This is a genomic window from Nocardia citri (assembly GCF_054065835.1).
Window position 1 is genome coordinate 103,937 of the sequence record NZ_JBSUQM010000008.1, and the last position, 15,111, is coordinate 119,047.

At 64.5% G+C, this 15,111-nt stretch carries 13 protein-coding genes; 10 read left to right on the forward strand and 3 right to left on the reverse strand.

Annotation, left to right across the window (positions count from 1 at the left end; translation table 11 throughout):
* Positions 1 to 103 precede the first annotated feature (103 nt).
* From ACW2Q0_RS14675 to ACW2Q0_RS14695, 5 genes are all read left to right on the forward strand, one after another.
* Positions 104 to 1,576 (forward strand): NAD-dependent succinate-semialdehyde dehydrogenase, encoded by a 1,473-nt coding sequence (locus ACW2Q0_RS14675; RefSeq protein WP_457190270.1) that lies wholly within the window; start codon positions 104 to 106, stop codon positions 1,574 to 1,576.
* A gap of 20 nt (positions 1,577 to 1,596) precedes the next feature.
* On the forward strand, positions 1,597 to 2,712 hold the full coding sequence (locus tag ACW2Q0_RS14680; protein WP_457190549.1) for a tartrate dehydrogenase: 1,116 nt from the start codon (positions 1,597 to 1,599) through the stop codon (positions 2,710 to 2,712).
* 252 nt (positions 2,713 to 2,964) lie between these two features.
* Positions 2,965 to 3,702 carry a glutamine amidotransferase gene (locus ACW2Q0_RS14685; RefSeq protein ID WP_457190272.1) on the forward strand — a complete coding sequence of 246 codons (738 nt, stop codon included), beginning with the start codon at positions 2,965 to 2,967 and terminating at the stop codon, positions 3,700 to 3,702.
* Between the two features lie 643 nt (positions 3,703 to 4,345).
* The gene (locus tag ACW2Q0_RS14690; protein ID WP_457190274.1) at positions 4,346 to 5,608 is read left to right on the forward strand and encodes a cytochrome P450; all 1,263 of its coding nucleotides are present in this window, start codon (positions 4,346 to 4,348) and stop codon (positions 5,606 to 5,608) included.
* Between the two features lie 505 nt (positions 5,609 to 6,113).
* Entirely contained in the window at positions 6,114 to 7,340 is a 1,227-nt protein-coding gene (locus tag ACW2Q0_RS14695; protein ID WP_457190276.1) for a cytochrome P450 family protein, read from the forward strand.
* Between the two features lie 70 nt (positions 7,341 to 7,410).
* Here ACW2Q0_RS14695 and ACW2Q0_RS14700 read toward each other — a convergent pair whose 3' ends face one another.
* Both ACW2Q0_RS14700 and ACW2Q0_RS14705 read right to left on the reverse strand, forming a co-directional pair.
* On the reverse strand, positions 7,411 to 8,397 hold the full coding sequence (locus ACW2Q0_RS14700) for a potassium channel family protein (protein WP_457190278.1): 987 nt from the start codon (positions 8,395 to 8,397) through the stop codon (positions 7,411 to 7,413).
* Between the two features lie 57 nt (positions 8,398 to 8,454).
* On the reverse strand, positions 8,455 to 9,201 hold the full coding sequence (locus tag ACW2Q0_RS14705) for a hypothetical protein (RefSeq protein WP_457190280.1): 747 nt from the start codon (positions 9,199 to 9,201) through the stop codon (positions 8,455 to 8,457).
* A gap of 345 nt (positions 9,202 to 9,546) precedes the next feature.
* Between ACW2Q0_RS14705 and ACW2Q0_RS14710 the strand changes: the two genes are divergently transcribed.
* Positions 9,547 to 10,428: a DUF5995 family protein gene (locus ACW2Q0_RS14710; protein ID WP_457190282.1), complete on the forward strand. Its 882-nt coding sequence runs from the start codon at positions 9,547 to 9,549 to the stop codon at positions 10,426 to 10,428.
* A 45-nt stretch (positions 10,429 to 10,473) separates the two neighbouring features.
* A complete protein-coding gene (locus ACW2Q0_RS14715) occupies positions 10,474 to 11,730 on the forward strand; it encodes a vWA domain-containing protein (protein ID WP_457190284.1) in 1,257 nt (418 codons plus the stop codon).
* Positions 11,731 to 11,761: 31 nt separating this feature from the next.
* Here ACW2Q0_RS14715 and ACW2Q0_RS14720 read toward each other — a convergent pair whose 3' ends face one another.
* Positions 11,762 to 12,037 carry a hypothetical protein gene (locus tag ACW2Q0_RS14720; protein ID WP_457190286.1) on the reverse strand — a complete coding sequence of 92 codons (276 nt, stop codon included), beginning with the start codon at positions 12,035 to 12,037 and terminating at the stop codon, positions 11,762 to 11,764.
* A 153-nt stretch (positions 12,038 to 12,190) separates the two neighbouring features.
* On the opposite strand from ACW2Q0_RS14720, the gene ACW2Q0_RS14725 reads away from it, so the two are divergent.
* From ACW2Q0_RS14725 to ACW2Q0_RS14735, 3 genes are all read left to right on the forward strand, one after another.
* Positions 12,191 to 12,487, forward strand: a complete 297-nt coding sequence (locus ACW2Q0_RS14725) for a hypothetical protein (RefSeq protein ID WP_457190288.1) — start codon at positions 12,191 to 12,193, stop codon at positions 12,485 to 12,487.
* 116 nt (positions 12,488 to 12,603) lie between these two features.
* Positions 12,604 to 13,995: a DUF1254 domain-containing protein gene (locus ACW2Q0_RS14730; RefSeq protein WP_457190290.1), complete on the forward strand. Its 1,392-nt coding sequence runs from the start codon at positions 12,604 to 12,606 to the stop codon at positions 13,993 to 13,995.
* Positions 13,996 to 14,242: 247 nt separating this feature from the next.
* Complete coding sequence (locus tag ACW2Q0_RS14735; RefSeq protein WP_457190292.1) at positions 14,243 to 14,962, forward strand: hypothetical protein; 720 nt, start codon at positions 14,243 to 14,245, stop codon at positions 14,960 to 14,962.
* The last annotated feature ends 149 nt before the right edge of the window (positions 14,963 to 15,111 follow it).

Below are 15,111 nucleotides of genomic sequence, written 5' to 3' on the forward strand. Positions count from 1 at the left end.
AGGGGCGCGTATCCGCTGATTGTCTATTGTCGGATTGTTGACAATATGCATAACATGGGCACGGGGTTCGCAGCAATGGCGTCGGCAAGGAAAAGGAGCCCATATGCTCACCGAAACCGCCCTGACCACAGCCGAACGCGCCGCGATCGACACTGTTCCGACGGGACTGTTCATCGACGGCGGATGGCGCGCGGCAGCCGCTACGCTGCCGGTCAGCGATCCGGCGACCGGTCAGCTGCTGTGTGCGGTGGCCGATGCCGATGCCGCCGACGGGCTGGCTGCGCTGGCCGCGGCCGACCGGGCACAGGGGCAATGGGCGCGAACGACGCCGAGACAGCGCAGCGAGATCCTCATGGACGCGCACCAGGCGCTACTCGCCGATATCGAACGCCTCGCGCTGATCATGACGCTGGAAATGGGTAAGCCACTGGCCGAGGCGCGTGGTGAAATCGCCTATGCGGCAGAGTTTTTCCGATGGTTCGCCGAGGAAGCCGTGCGCTTGGACGGCGGGTATATGCCTGCCCCGCAGGGTGGTTCGCGCTTCCTGGTGACCAGGCAGCCGGTCGGTCCGAGCCTGCTCATCACGCCGTGGAACTTCCCGATGGCCATGGGGACCCGCAAAATCGGTCCGGCACTGGCCGCCGGATGCACCTGCGTCGTGAAACCCGCCGAGCAGACACCACTTTCGATGCTCGCCCTGGCGGATGTGTTGGACCGGGTCGGCGTCCCGGCGGGTGTGGTCAATGTGATCACCACATCTGAGCCCGGGGCCGTCATGACGCCGCTGATTCTGGACAGCCGCTCGCGCAAACTGTCGTTCACCGGTTCGACCGCCGTCGGGAAGCTACTGCTCGAACAATGTGCGCGGACCGTGATGCGCACTTCGATGGAGCTCGGTGGCAATGCGCCGTTCATTGTCTTCGATGACGCGGATCTCGATGCGGCCGTCGAGGGTGCGCTCGCGGCGAAGATGCGCAATATCGGGCAGGCGTGCACCGCCGCGAACCGAATCTTCGTGCAGCGCCGCATCGCTGACGAATTCGCGACTCGACTCGCGGACCGGCTGGCGGCCCTGCCGATGGGGCGCGGAACCGAGGCGGGAGTGGTTGTCGGTCCGCTCATCGACGCCGATGCCGTGGCGAAGGTGACCGATCTGGTTGGTGACGCCGTAGGCCGCGGTGCCACCGTGCGCACCGGTGGCACTGCACTGGAGGGGGTCGGAAACTTCTATCCCGCAACCGTATTGACCGATGTACCCGATGACGCCGAGATGTCTCACACCGAAATCTTCGGACCGGTCGCGGCGATCGCCGCATTCGACACCGAAGCCGAGGTCGTCGCACGCGCAAATAACACCCCGTACGGATTGGTGGGGTACGTGTTCACCGAAAATCTGCGGCGTGGATTACGAGTGTGTGAAGCATTGGAAACCGGCATGGTCGGGCTGAATCAGGGAGTAGTGTCCAATCCCGCCGCACCATTCGGCGGCGTAAAGGAATCCGGGCTCGGTCGCGAGGGCGGACACCTCGGCATAGACGAATTCCTGGAGACCAAGTACATCGGAGTGCAATTGTGAACGCAGCGCTGGGCGATTCCATGCGGGGTGGCAGTCGGGCGAACTATCGGATCGCGACCATCCCTGGCGACGGTATCGGTGTCGACGTCACCGCCGAGGCCGTCGCGGTACTCGACGCGGTGCTGCCCGGCATCGAGTGGACCGAATTCGACTGGTCCTGTGAGAACTACCTGCGCACCGGAGCGATGATGCCCGCCGACGCACCCGGGCAACTGGCCGCGTTCGACGCGATCCTGCTCGGCGCGGTCGGCTTTCCCGGTGTGCCGGATCATATTTCGCTGTGGGGATTGCTGATTCCGCTGCGTCGCGCGTTCGGACAGTACGTGAATCTGCGGCCGGTCCGGCTGCTGCCCGGCACCGAATCGGCCCTACGTGACCGTACCGCCGAGGATCTCGACATCCTGATCGTGCGGGAGAATTCCGAGGGCGAATACTCCGCGATCGGCGGCATGCACCATCCGGGCCGCACCGACGAATTCGTGCGGCAGGAATCGATCTTCACGCGGGTCGGCTGCGAACGGATCATCCGATACGCCTTCGAACGGGCCCTCGAACGCGAAGGCCGCCTGTGCTCGGCCACCAAATCGAACGGGCTGCTGCACTCCATGCCATACTGGGACAGCATCTTCGAGCGCATTGCCGGTGAATATCCGCAGGTGGCGACCCGGCAACTGCATGTCGACGCGCTGGCCGCGGAAATCGTGCTGCATCCGGATCGGCTCGATGTGATCGTCGCATCGAATCTGTTCGGCGATATCCTGTCCGACCTCGCCGCCGCGGTAACCGGGGGCCTCGGCCTCGCACCGTCGGGCAATATCAATCCCGAGCGCACGGCGCCGTCGATGTTCGAGGCGGTACACGGCAGTGCGCCCGATATCGCCGGGCAGGCCATTGCGAATCCGGTCGCGCAGATTCTCGCCGGAGCAATGCTGCTGGGGCACCTGGGCGAATACACCGCCGCCGCGGCAGTGGATCGTGCGGTCTGTGATGTCCTGCGCGAAGGTCGAATTCGGACACCGGATCTCGGCGGCACCGCGACGACCGGCGAGCTGGGCGGTGCCATCGCCCGCCGCGCGACCGAATTGATCGAGGCCGGTTCGGTATTCGCGCAACCTTGGACCGGCATCGTCATGTGACCGCAAAGAATTCGGCAGGGCGATCGCAAGTTCATCCGAGACCATGAGTCGACTCGCGTGTTTGCGGAAGGACTGGGTCATGAAGTTCGAATTCAGGGGTGCGCGCGGGTGATTGCGTCGCGCCATGGCCGCCTCCGCTGCTGCCGCCGCGGCCAGCCTGGTAGTGGGAGTCCCCCCGCCACGATCGGACGCGCGAATTCTTACCGGCGGTATTGGATGAAAACTGACAGCCGATCTTCCACAATTTGATGCATGACCAAGCCGTGTCTAGTCCTGCAGCTGCGGCCGGAGCGTCCCGCCGCGGATGACGAATATCGCGCCGTTCTGCGTATGGCCGACCTCGATGTGCGTGACACGGTGCGGGTGCAGATGGACCAGGAATTCCCGGATATCGATCTGGACGATTACTCGGCGGTCATCGTCGGCGGCGGGCCGAGCAATGTCAGCAGTCCGGACGCGGAGAAATACGGATACCAAAGGACATTCGAACCCAAGCTGAAGAAGCTGATGACCGCGATCGTCGGCCGCGACTTCCCGTATCTGGGCGCCTGTTATGGATTGGGCATCCTCGCGGACGCGCTCGGCGGCGAGGTGAGCGACCAGCAGTACGGTGAGGCCGTCGGCGCGCAGACCATCGATCTGACCGAGCACGGCCGCGCGGACCCGCTGCTAGCGAGTATTCCGAGCACCTTCCGTGCCTTCGTCGGACATAAGGAAGCCTGTCAGGACGTGCCACCCGGTGCGGTGCTGCTGGCCGGATCGCCCGAGTGCCCGGTACAGATGATTCGCGTCGGACAACACGTGTACGCGACCCAATTCCATCCCGAATTGGACAGCGACGGACTGGCGCTGCGCATCGAGGTCTACCGGCACGCGGGCTATTTCGAACCGCATGAGGCCGAGGATCTGATCGAGCTCGGTCATCGGGAATCGGTCACAGTGCCCAGTGCGATTCTGAGCCGATTCATCGCGCGGTACTGCCGCGGGTAAGGCCGAGTACCGATCCGAGTCGGGCTCGCGATGGCGCGCCGGGCTTCCGGTGCGCGAGTCGGTACGCAGGGTCCAGCTCGAGTTCTAACATGTGTACTGCCCGAGGCATCGCCGTCCGCGCACCCCAGCGCACAGAACTCATCGCATCCGCAGCCCGTCACCTCGCAGGCGAAGCCGAACGCCCCAGCGCCGACCGGATGCCCGGGGTGAAGGTGGTTCCGCCCAGACTCGACGGTGGCCAGTCGAACCGGCGCATCGTCGAACCGCCATAGCTATGTCGATCTATAGCAGATGAACATACTTCCAGGTTGCGTGAGGTTTGCGGGCTGCCGACGCCGATGCCTGACGGATCGAGCGAGCGTTCTGCGTCGATGCTGATAAGTTGGGCGAGTCGTCGAGTTCTGGGCGGCTGGCAGGGCGTCCGGTGATTGTGTGTCGAATCGCCTGTCCTGCAGGGACTGCGGTCGGCTGCGGTTGCCTCGCCAGGGTTCGAGTTCTCGACGCGGACCTCATGGCCGGGGTCGAATACGGTCGGCATCGCGAGGAGGGCTGAACTGAGTGCTGTGGCCGCAGGCCGTGTTACCGCCGCGGTGCTCCCATTGATCCTGGCCTCCTCGCTGATCCAACGTCTGGAGTCACGTCTTTGACCACACCACCGTCAACCCACCCCACCGCGACCGGAGTCTGCCCCGCCCGGCACGGCTCACCCTTGGATGCCGGTGAACCTCGAGTGCTGTTGCATACCCCGGAGTTCGCCGCCGATCCACATCGGGCTTATCGGGAGGCGCGCAGCCGGTACGGGGCGCTGGTGCCGATGGAGTTGGCGCCCGGTGTGCCCGCCACCCTGGTGGTCGGCTATCACACCGCGGTGCGCATCCTCAATGATCCGGAACACTTTCCGGCGGATCCGCGGCATTGGGAACAGACGGTTCCCGACGACTCACCCGTCAAGCCGATGATGATGTGGTACCCGAACGCGCTGCGCAATGCCGGTGCGGCGCATGCCCGCTACCGGCAGACTTATACCGGCAGCATCGACGGAATCGACCTGCACGAGCTGCATTCGACGGTCGAGAAGATCGCCATCCCGGTGATCAACACCTTTTGTGAGGCCGGTGAGGTCGACCTGGTCACCGGGTACGCGCTACCGGTCGTCTTCGAGGTCCTCAACCAGATGGTCGGCTGCTCGACCGAACTGGGGCAGCGAGTCGCGACCGGTATGGCGATGCTGTTCGACACCGTCGAGGCCGCCGCGGGTATGGCAATGCTCAGCGAGGCGCTGATGGAGCTGGTGCAGCTACGCCGGGCCGAACCCGGCGACGACGTCACCTCGCGGATGGCGCACCACCCGGCCGAGCTCGACGATACCGAAATCCTGTGCCAGCTGATCAGTTTCTACGGTGCGGGCATCGAACCGATGCAGAATCTGATAGCGAATACCCTGCTGCTCATGCTCACCGACGATCGGTTCGGCGGCGATATGCTCGGCGGTAGCCTTTCCACCCGCGACGCACTCGACGAGGTTCTGTTCAACGACCCGCCGATGGCCAACTTCAGCATCACCTACCCGCGCCAGCCGATCCTCATCGACAACACCTGGTTGCCCGCGCATCAGCCGGTCGTGGTCAGCTTCTCGGGCTGCAATAACGATCCGGCCATCCGCGGCGGCGATCACACCGGCAACCGCTCGCATCTGGCCTGGGGTGCCGGCCCGCACGCCTGCCCCGCGAAATCCGTTGCCTACCTGGTTGTTCAGGACGCCATCGATCAGCTGCTCGACGCACTCCCCGAGATGGAACTGGCCGTGCCCGCCGAGGAATTGACTTGGCGGCCCGGACCATTCCACCGGGCGCTGGCGGCACTGCCGGTCGTCTTCCCTCAATCCCCTCCGCTGCCCGTGTTCTGATAGCGCGTCCATGAACTTCCGGAGGAGTTTGTAACGCTGTCCTTCTCGGAAGTCCGGTGTCCATTCCGATGTGATGTGGGCACCGGTTCGTGCGTCATCCGGGCTGGTTTCACACATCTGGGTGGGTGTCGGAGCCCTCCCGTCGGCGGTCGTTGTTATCCGGGGCTCGTGCTTCGGGCTCCCGGACTCGGGCTCTCGGACTGGGGCTCTCGGACTGGGGCACAGATCCAGCTGCTCGCCCCGACTAGCAAGGTCGACCGCGGCGTTTCCACGAGGTCCCACTCGGAGTCGGTCGGTGACGAGGACGGTAGCACGCGCATTTCGGCGAGGCAGATGGGCGGTGTGCCGGGGCCGGACAAGACGGGCAAGAGCGCGTAAGCGACACTGGCACAGGGACTCTCGGAGGTGACGGCTCGGCGTCGAAGCCAGCCGTATCGGCGCCATCAAACCATGTGACACACGCCGACCAGCCACCGAGTTCTCAGATGCCGTTAAGGAGATAACGATGGAGCATGAACCGATAGTCCTGGATCTGACCGGTGCCGATATCCAGGGCGAGAACGAGCGGATCCGGCAGCGCGGCCCGATCGCACTGGTCGGCCTGCCTGGAGGCGTGTCCGCGTGGTCGGTGACCGACGCTGCCGTGCTCAAGAGTCTGCTGGCCGATCCACGGGTGTCGAAAGATCCTCGGCAGCACTGGTCTTCGTTCATCAATGGCGAGATCACCGCGGATTGGCCGCTGCTGCCGTGGATCGCGGTCGATAATATGTTCAGCGCGTACGGCACGGACCACCGCCGCCTGCGCAGGCTGGTCTCGCCCGCATTCACGCACCGTCGCACCACCGCGTTGCGTCCGCGCATCGAGGCGATCACCGAGGGGCTGCTGGACAAGCTCGCGGCCACGCCGAAGGGCGAAGCGGCCGATCTGCGCGAGGGGTACGCGTATCCGGTGCCGATCGAGATCATCACCGAAATGATGGGCGTGCCCGAACATCTCGGAACCGATATGCGCACATGCGTTGACGGCTTCTTCGACACCTCGTTCGGGCCCGAGCAGGCACAGGCCAACTACCTCGAGATGCACCGCCTTGTCAGCGAACTCGTGGCCTACCGGCGCGAGGCCCCGGGCGACGATGTCACCAGTGTCCTCATCGCCACGCGCGACGAGGACGACGGCTCGCAGCTGAGCGAGAAAGAACTCGTCGATACGCTGATGCTGGTCATCAATGCCGGCCATGAAACCACGGTCAATCTGCTCGACCAGGCGATCTACGTCCTGCTCACCCATCCCGAGCAGCGCGCCGATCTGGTCGAGGGCCGGGTGCCGTGGTCGGATCTGGTCGAGGAGACGCTGCGTTATGAGGCGCCGGTCGCGCACCTGCCACTGCGCTACGCGGTCGAAGATATCGAGTTCGGTGAGATCCGGATTCCCAAGGGCGAAGCGATTCTGGCGTCCTATGCAGCCGCGGGCCGCGATCCGAACCTGCACGGTGCGACCGCCGCGACCTTCGACCTGCATCGGGTCAATAAGGAGCACCTGTCCTTCGGGCACGGCGCGCATCACTGCATCGGTGCCCCGCTCGCTCGGCTCGAGGCGACGATTGCCCTGCCGGCCATCTTCGAGCGCTTCCCGAATATGCGGCTGGCCGTGGATCCGGCGGAATTGGCGCCGATCGGCAGTTTCATCTCGAACGGACACCGCACGCTGCCGGTTTTCCTGGACCCGGCGTAGATCGTTGTCGGGGTGCCGCATGTGGGCACCCCGCTCGGTCGAAACGAATGCCTCGCCGGCCGAGCGCGAACTAACGGTCGCCGAGCCCGCGGATCGCATCGAGTTGGTCCGCTGTGCCGAGCACGATCAGAATCGTTTCGGCCGCTAGTACGGTTTCGCCGGTGGGGTTGGCGATGAACTGTCCGTTGGGTGTGCGAACGGCCAGCACCAGTGCGCCGGTCGTCTGGCGCACAGCGATGTCCGCGAGGGAGCGGCCGATCAGTGGCGAGTCCGGGGCAATATCGAACTCCTCAATCCGGTAGTCGAGTGTGTCGTCGTGCATGACCACGTCGAGGAATTCGGAGACATTGGGTTGCAGCGCGAAGGCCGCCATCCGGCGCCCGCCGATCAACTGTGGGTTCACTGCCCGATTCGCCCCGGCGCGAAGCAGTTTCGACTTCGAACTCTCGGTGCGTGCCCGGGCGATAATGACCAGGTCCTGCCGCAGCGCCCGGCTCGACAAGGTCACGTAGACATTGTCGGCATCGGCGTCCAGTGCCGCGATCAAGGCCTGGGCACGTTGGATACCGGCGGCCTCGAGCACACTGTCATCGGTGACATCGCCGAGCACATTCGGATACTCGAGATCCTGTAGCCGCGCCGGATCGCGATCGACGACGACGATCTGTTTGCCCAGCCCGGTGAGGTATTGCACGCACGAGCGGCCGACGCGACCCCAGCCGCACACGATGATATGACCGGACATCCGATCGATCCGGCGGTCCATCTGTCGCCTCTCCATGTCTTCGCGGAGGTGTCCTTCGATGAGCGTCTCGAGCAGGACACCGAACATATACAGCGCAGTGCCCGCGCCGACGACGATGAGCAGCATCGTGAACACCTGACCCGCACCGGTGAGCGGGTGGACCTCGCGAAAGCCGACGGTGGATATGGTCGTCACCGTCTGGTACAGCGCATCGAGCAACCCGAACCCGAGAATCAGGTAGCCGACGGTGCCGGCCAGCACTACCAGCAGGAATGCCAGCACTGCTCGACTGATACGGCGTAACGGGCTCACGCGAGGATTGTCCACCCGCGGCAACGGTTACATCCGGCAATTGCCGCGCAACGTACGTTATGCGATTGCCGGTTGCTCCTGCAGCGGTATCGGGGTCACGGAACCCTCGACCGCGCCGACCGCCGCACCGACGGCCGCGCCGGCCGCCGCGGCCGGTACGGCGATCACCGCGTAGCCGATGGCCGCGCCGATGACGGGGACGACCACCAGTCCCGCGGGGAGGAAGGGGATTCCGGCGATTAAACCTGAGGCCGCGCCGACAACCGCACTGGTGGCGGCGAGCGGGGACGCAAGGGTGCTACCCACCGACGCGCCGATGACGGCGTCACCGATCATCGTGTCGGCCATATGGTCGGAGCGGGCGCGGTCGATACCCGTCGACTGAATTCCCTGGGACAATGCGGATTTAGCACCCCCGGTCGCGTCGTTGATCTGGGCGGCGTATTCGGCCGGCAGCCAGTCCGGGCGATCCATCTGGAGATTGCCGATGTGGATGCGATTGTCGGTGACGGGCAGCTGTGGTTCCTGGTCGGGCGGTGTCGCGTCCACGCTGTCGGGCGCGGCGGAGTTCGGATCGGCCACCGGTGCGGCGGTGCTCCACAGCGACCAGGCAGCGAATGCGATGTTGTCGTCGACCGGAGCCGATGGCTCGACGACGAACCCATTGCCCAGTGATTGCGATTCAGCGCTCGCTGGTCCGGCGCTGATCAGGATAGCGGACAGCGGAACCGCACTTGCGATGGTGAGTGCGGCGGTTCGTCGGCCTATTGGTCGAATCCGTGCTGGCGCTCGATGTTTGCCCATAAATAACCTCATTCCGAATGTGAGACGCTTCCTTACCTACATTCGGAACAGCCCATCTTCCGGATGAATACGCGTTAGGGTAATTTTTCCGAGTCCGCCGGGATCCGGTGGTTGGTGTCGATGTCGGTGTCGGTGTGCAGGATCCGCTGGTGATGGCCGCACCCGACGGAACCGAGATCGAGCGAGTCTCGGCACCGAAACCACGCGCCGCCGCGCAGGCCGGGTTGCGAGTGTTGCAGCGACACGCGGCCCGTATGCATGACCCATAGGACCAGCTATCGGATACCAGTGTCACGCTCGGTGAAAACCTGAATCGCGCTTTAGACTTCGCCGGTGCGAGATTCCATGCGAACGGCCGTCCTCGGACTGATCACCGCGGCAATCGCGATGGCCGCCGGGGCGACGCCGGTGGCCATCGCGGCACCGGTTGATCCGGCGTTCTGTGGCACGCCGCTGTCGGCGGACGAACTGGACACCATCGCGCGGCTCTCCGATATCGGCACGCTGACCGGAGATCCGTTGCAGCGCTTGGAGACCGCGGCAGCGCGCCACCATGAGATCACCGAAATCCTGGTCGCGCACCGGGATCGGCGCGGTCTGTTTCCGATTGGGCTCGATGGTGTGGAGCAGTCGGCGGTGATGCCAATGCAGCGTGATCCCGCCGCGTTCTCGAACCAGGAATACGCGCATGCGATCAGCCTGGAATTACTACAGCGGTTCCTGGTCAATGTGCATGCGGCATTCACCGGTGCACCGCTCGAGCCGCACTGGGCGCGGTATTTCGAACTCGCCCGCCGATGTGACGTATCGCCCGCCCGCATTGCCATGGTGGGCTATAACGCGCATTTGACCGTGGATCTCGCGTATTCGGTGGCGACGGTGGCGAGCGCGCCGGAGAACTCGGCCGATTACTTCAAGATTGTCGACACCATCGCCGCCTCTGGTCAGGTGATCATCGATCGGACCAAGCAGATCTACAACGGCGATCTCGGTCCGCTGTGGCGGTTCTATTTCGTCGGCGAGGGTTTGGACCTGTTGCTCGGCGCGGGCGTGGCGACCGGTCCGCTGCTGCGTGCCGCCGATCTCGGATACAACGTGGTGATCTACGGAAATGGCCTGGCATTACAGGATCCGGGACTGCGCGACACGACCGCGGCGGAGATCCGGCTGCTCAGCGATTCTGTCGAAGCCGCGCTGGATGTATTGACACTGCTGCGGGGTTTGTGAGACGCCTAGTCTGCACGGTTTCGGTCGGTACGGCAAGGAGTCGCGGTGGGCATATCACTGGTCAAAGGGCAGAACGGTCCGCTGGCGACGTCGAACGTCGTTGTCTCGGTACGATCCACCGCCGCAGCCGATGTCTCGGCATTACTGGTGACCGCGGCGGGCCGCGTTCGCACCGACGCCGATTTCGTTTTCTTCAATCAGCCGCAGGCACCCGGTGTCGAGCTGCGGTCGGGAACTCCTGCGGCGCTGGCCGTTTCCGTGGCCCAGGTACCCGCCGACATTGCCCAGATACGAGTTGTCATCACCTTGGACGAGTCCAGGGCAACCTTCGGGCAATTCGCGCCGCCGGTGGCGACTGTTGCCGACGGAGCCGGAAATACGCTCTACGAGTATGTGATCAACGGGCTCGACCGCGAATCCGTTGTCATCGCACTGGAACTGTATCGTCGTAATTCCGACTGGAAGGTCCGGGCGGTCGGACAGGGCTATGCGGGCGGATTCGCCGCGCTGGTCACCGATCACGGGGTCAGCGTCGACGACGAGCCCGCGCCGGTCGCCGCACCCGCCAGCACCCAGGTCCGCACCGTCCCCGGTGAGGCCGGACTCTCCTTCGACAAGCGCGCTGAGCTCGACCTGCGCAAACGCGAAGTTGCCAAGGTGCTGATCGACAAGAACGCCTTCGGAATTCGTGCCCGCGTCATCCTGGTCATCGACAAAACCCTCAGTATGAGCAGGCAATACAGCAAACAGGTCGTGCACCGCGTCGTGCAGCGCATGATCCCGGTGGCGACCCAGCTCGACGAGGACGGCACCCTGGAGGCCTACCTCTACGCGTTGTCCTTCGCGAAGCTGCCCGATATCACTGTCGAGCATGGCGACGAATGGGCCCAGACCTTCCTACATCTCACCGGTACGCACCAGGGCATCGATTACGCCAAGATCGGTGGCCGCAATGACGAACTGCCGATTATGCGCGACATCATCGCGTCGCTGCGCCCCGGCGATGCGCCGACTCTGGTGCTGTTCTTCACCGATGGCGGCTTCGCGAAGAAGTGTGAGATCGCCGCACTCATGCGCGAAGCGTCGCGACTGCCCGCCTTCTGGCAATTCGTCGGTCTCGGCCGGGCCAACTACGGCCTGCTGCGCACCCTCGACGAAATGCCGGATCGGGTCGTGGACAATGCGGGCTTCTTCGCCCTCGACGACATAGACCAGGTGGACGACGCGCAGCTGTACGCTCGGTTGCTGGGCGAATTCCCGGACTGGCTACGGGTGGCCGGGCAGGCAGGCATCCTGCGCTGAACCATGCCGGTCCGCAGTCGAAGTCGCGGACTCAGCCGATGACGGCATTCATGATCGTGCCCGCACTGGTGGCGACAACACCGCCGATCATGGCTCCGGCCACCATCTTCGGCGACTCCAGACCGCCGCCGCTCCACTTCTCCCACGCGAACCGGCCACCTGCGTAGATGATGGCGCAGATGCCGGCGAGCAGCACGAACCAGGTGAAGTAGCGGACGAGTTGGAGAATCTTGTCGGACACCGGTGGGGCTTCGGGGGTGGGATTGCCGAGCTGCGCCCAAGTGTCGTAAACGGCGGCCAGGATCATCTCGTGTTGCTCATTCTGGATGCGGGACAGGGGGTTAACTCACTCTCCGAGGATGGTATCGGTTTCTCGGCGACCATGCAGTCACGATGTCGACCTTGCGCGAGCGCGCGATCTGCGGATCATGGAAAGAGCGTGATGGTCGAGGAGTAGACGATGAGCATCCTTCTGATGTCGATCGGCGATGCCTCTGCGACGTTGGCGCAGATCCAGAATCCGACGCCGCAAGCTCCGCCACTATCGGACAAGCTGCTGCAGCTGGTGCGCTATCTCACCTGGTTCGCCCTGCTGTCCGGAATAGTCAGCATCATCTATGCGGGCGGTCGATTCGCCTGGGAGAAATGGTCGGGCAGTGCGCTGCAATCGCCGAAAATGGTGGCGGGGGCCTTGATCGGTGGTGTTGTCGCCACCAGTGCGGGCACCATCATGAATTCGATTATCGGCACCGGCTGATTCCCCCAACCCGGCCGAGTCGCCGGTTACCCGATTTACAGCAAACCTATGGCTATACTCCGGCTGATCTCTCTCGAAGGTCCGACCTGTCGGGAAGTAGGGAGAAAGGCATGAGTATGTCGCGGCGATCTATGCTGCTGTCCGGCGCCGTTATGGGCGCGGGCCTGGTCGCGTGCGGCAAATCGACGGATTCCGGCAACGTGGTGAGTTCCGGCAGTGTGCCGCCCAGCGATCCGCGTTCGATCGCGACCGACGCTTATATCTATGGATATCCGCTGGTGCTGATGGATGTCACGCTGCAGTCGAATACCGCCGCCGTACCGGCCAATCAGATCTGGGCCGTCAGCCGGGTGAATCCCGGGATGAATACAGTGGTCATGCCGAATATCGACACCCTTTATGCCACAGCCTGGCTCGACGTGGGCGACGAACCGGTGGTGCTGCAGGTTCCGCCGATGGATGGCGACCGGTACTGGCTCATGCAGATCATGGATGCCTGGACCAATACCACGCACAATCCCAGCAGTGTCGCACCACAGGTGCGCGCCGGTCAGGACCCGCCGTACGGCTATGTGATCACCGGTCCCAATTGGTCTGGCGCGCTGCCGGATAACCTGACCAAATTGGCGATGCCCACCGCGACCGCATGGCTGATCGGTCGCATCGAACTGCGCGGCGAGGCCGATCTCGTCGCCGCCGAGAGCGTGCAGCAACAGGTGCTGCTCGCACCGCTGAGCGCCTGGTTGCGTGGTGAACGGCCGTCCCCGGTGATCAATCCCGTCATGACCGCCCCGATCCCGCCTCCGCAACAGGTTGCGCGGATGGACGGGCGCACCTTCTTCGACCGGCTCTGCGCGCTCATGCTCACCAACTCGCCCGCCAGCGACGATGCCCCCGCGCTGCAGCGGTTTTCGCAGATCGGCATCGGGCCGGGCGGCACGGCGGATATCCCGGTCGCCGATCTCGACGCGGCGGTGGCGGCGGGCCAGATGCGCATCCCGGACTACGCCAATCCCGAGGCCAGACATGAGAACGGCTGGGGTTTCGCGACCAACCTCGGGACCTATGGCACCGATTTCGCGCTGCGTGCCTCGACCGCGTGGACCGCGTTCGGTGCGAATCTGCCGGAAGACACCGTCTATCCGGAGATCAGTGCGAATGCGGGGGAGCTGGGTGCGCCGCGCTCGTACCGGCTGCATTTCCCCGCGGGTCAGACGCCGCCCGCGCGGGCCTTCTGGTCGCTGACCGCCTACACCGCGGAGCGCTTTCTGGTGTCGAATCCGGCGGGTATCTACTCGGTCGGTCATGAGCGTCCGGTCGTGCCGCTGCCGGACGGCTCGCTGGAACTCGCCATCCAGGCCGCGGATCCGGGAAGTGATGTGCCATCCGGCAATTGGTTGCCGATCCCGGAAACCGGCACCTTCCGGCTCGCGCTTCGCCTGTACGTGCCCGAGGAGTCGGCGCTCGATGGTCGCTGGCAACCGCCGAGTCTGATCCGCGTCGGATGAAGACAGGCATGAACGTCTCGCGCAGAACCACGCGCGGGCTTGGCGTGACCGGTATCGAGCTGGCCGCCACCTTCTCCGAGCGGATGTGCGCCGTGCCAGCGGTGAATCCGCCGCGTCGGGCGGACGAACCGGCCATCTACGCGATCGGATATCAACTGCCGGTGGCCGCCAATCCTGAAAGACGTTGCCATCGACGGGCGTTGGCGGCCGCCCGTGCTGATGGTAGTGCCATAGGAGGCGAGATACGATGGGCCGCTTGATTTTCCCGATCTCGGTAGCCGCCGCGGTGGTGCTGATATTCGCCGCGCCCGCTGCCGCCGCGGACGTGATCGATCAGGACGGGGTACCGTCACGGACCGCGTTCTCGTTCCGGTCGGTGGTGCCCGGCATCCAGTGGGGCACCGGCAACGAGCACGAGATGCGCACCGGTTTGTCGCTGGTCAAGCTCTATATGGTCGACTACGCGCTGCGTCGGGGCGACGGATCGGCGACTGATCTGGCATTGGCGGAACGGATGATTCGCGATTCCGACGATTCCGCGGCCAGCGCGCTGGGCGCGAAGTATCCACAGGCGATCGACGCGATCGCCGCGGAGTACCGCCTGACCAGCACCAGATCGGGTCCGGCCTGGGGTATGTCGTACACCAGCACCGCCGATGTGGCCAGCTTCCTGGCGACCAAGAAGCGCACCGACCCCGGTTCGCCGATCTTCCGGTGGATGGCAGAGGCGAGTGAGCGGGCGGCCGACGGCACCTCACAGAATTGGGGGACCGCGCGCCTGCCCGGCGTCGAGGGCACCAAATGGGGCTGGTCCGACAGCGGACCGCTGGAGGTGGCCTCGGCATCGTTCGGCGAAGGTTTCGCGGTCGCGGCGCATACCCACGGCACACCTGAGGAGCAGACCGACGATGTCGTTGCCACCTTGCCGTATCTGGTCCTGGCTCTGGTGGCGCGCGTGACGGGATAGGTGGCGCTGTTGCAGACGGCTATCTCATGGTGTCTGATGGGCGGCTATCCAAGCTGATGTTAACGGAGTTTACTAAACACTATTCACAAAACCTCGGTTGTGTGGTTTTATCGGCTTCGGAACATGTCCACACAGCGTTTGCCCACCCC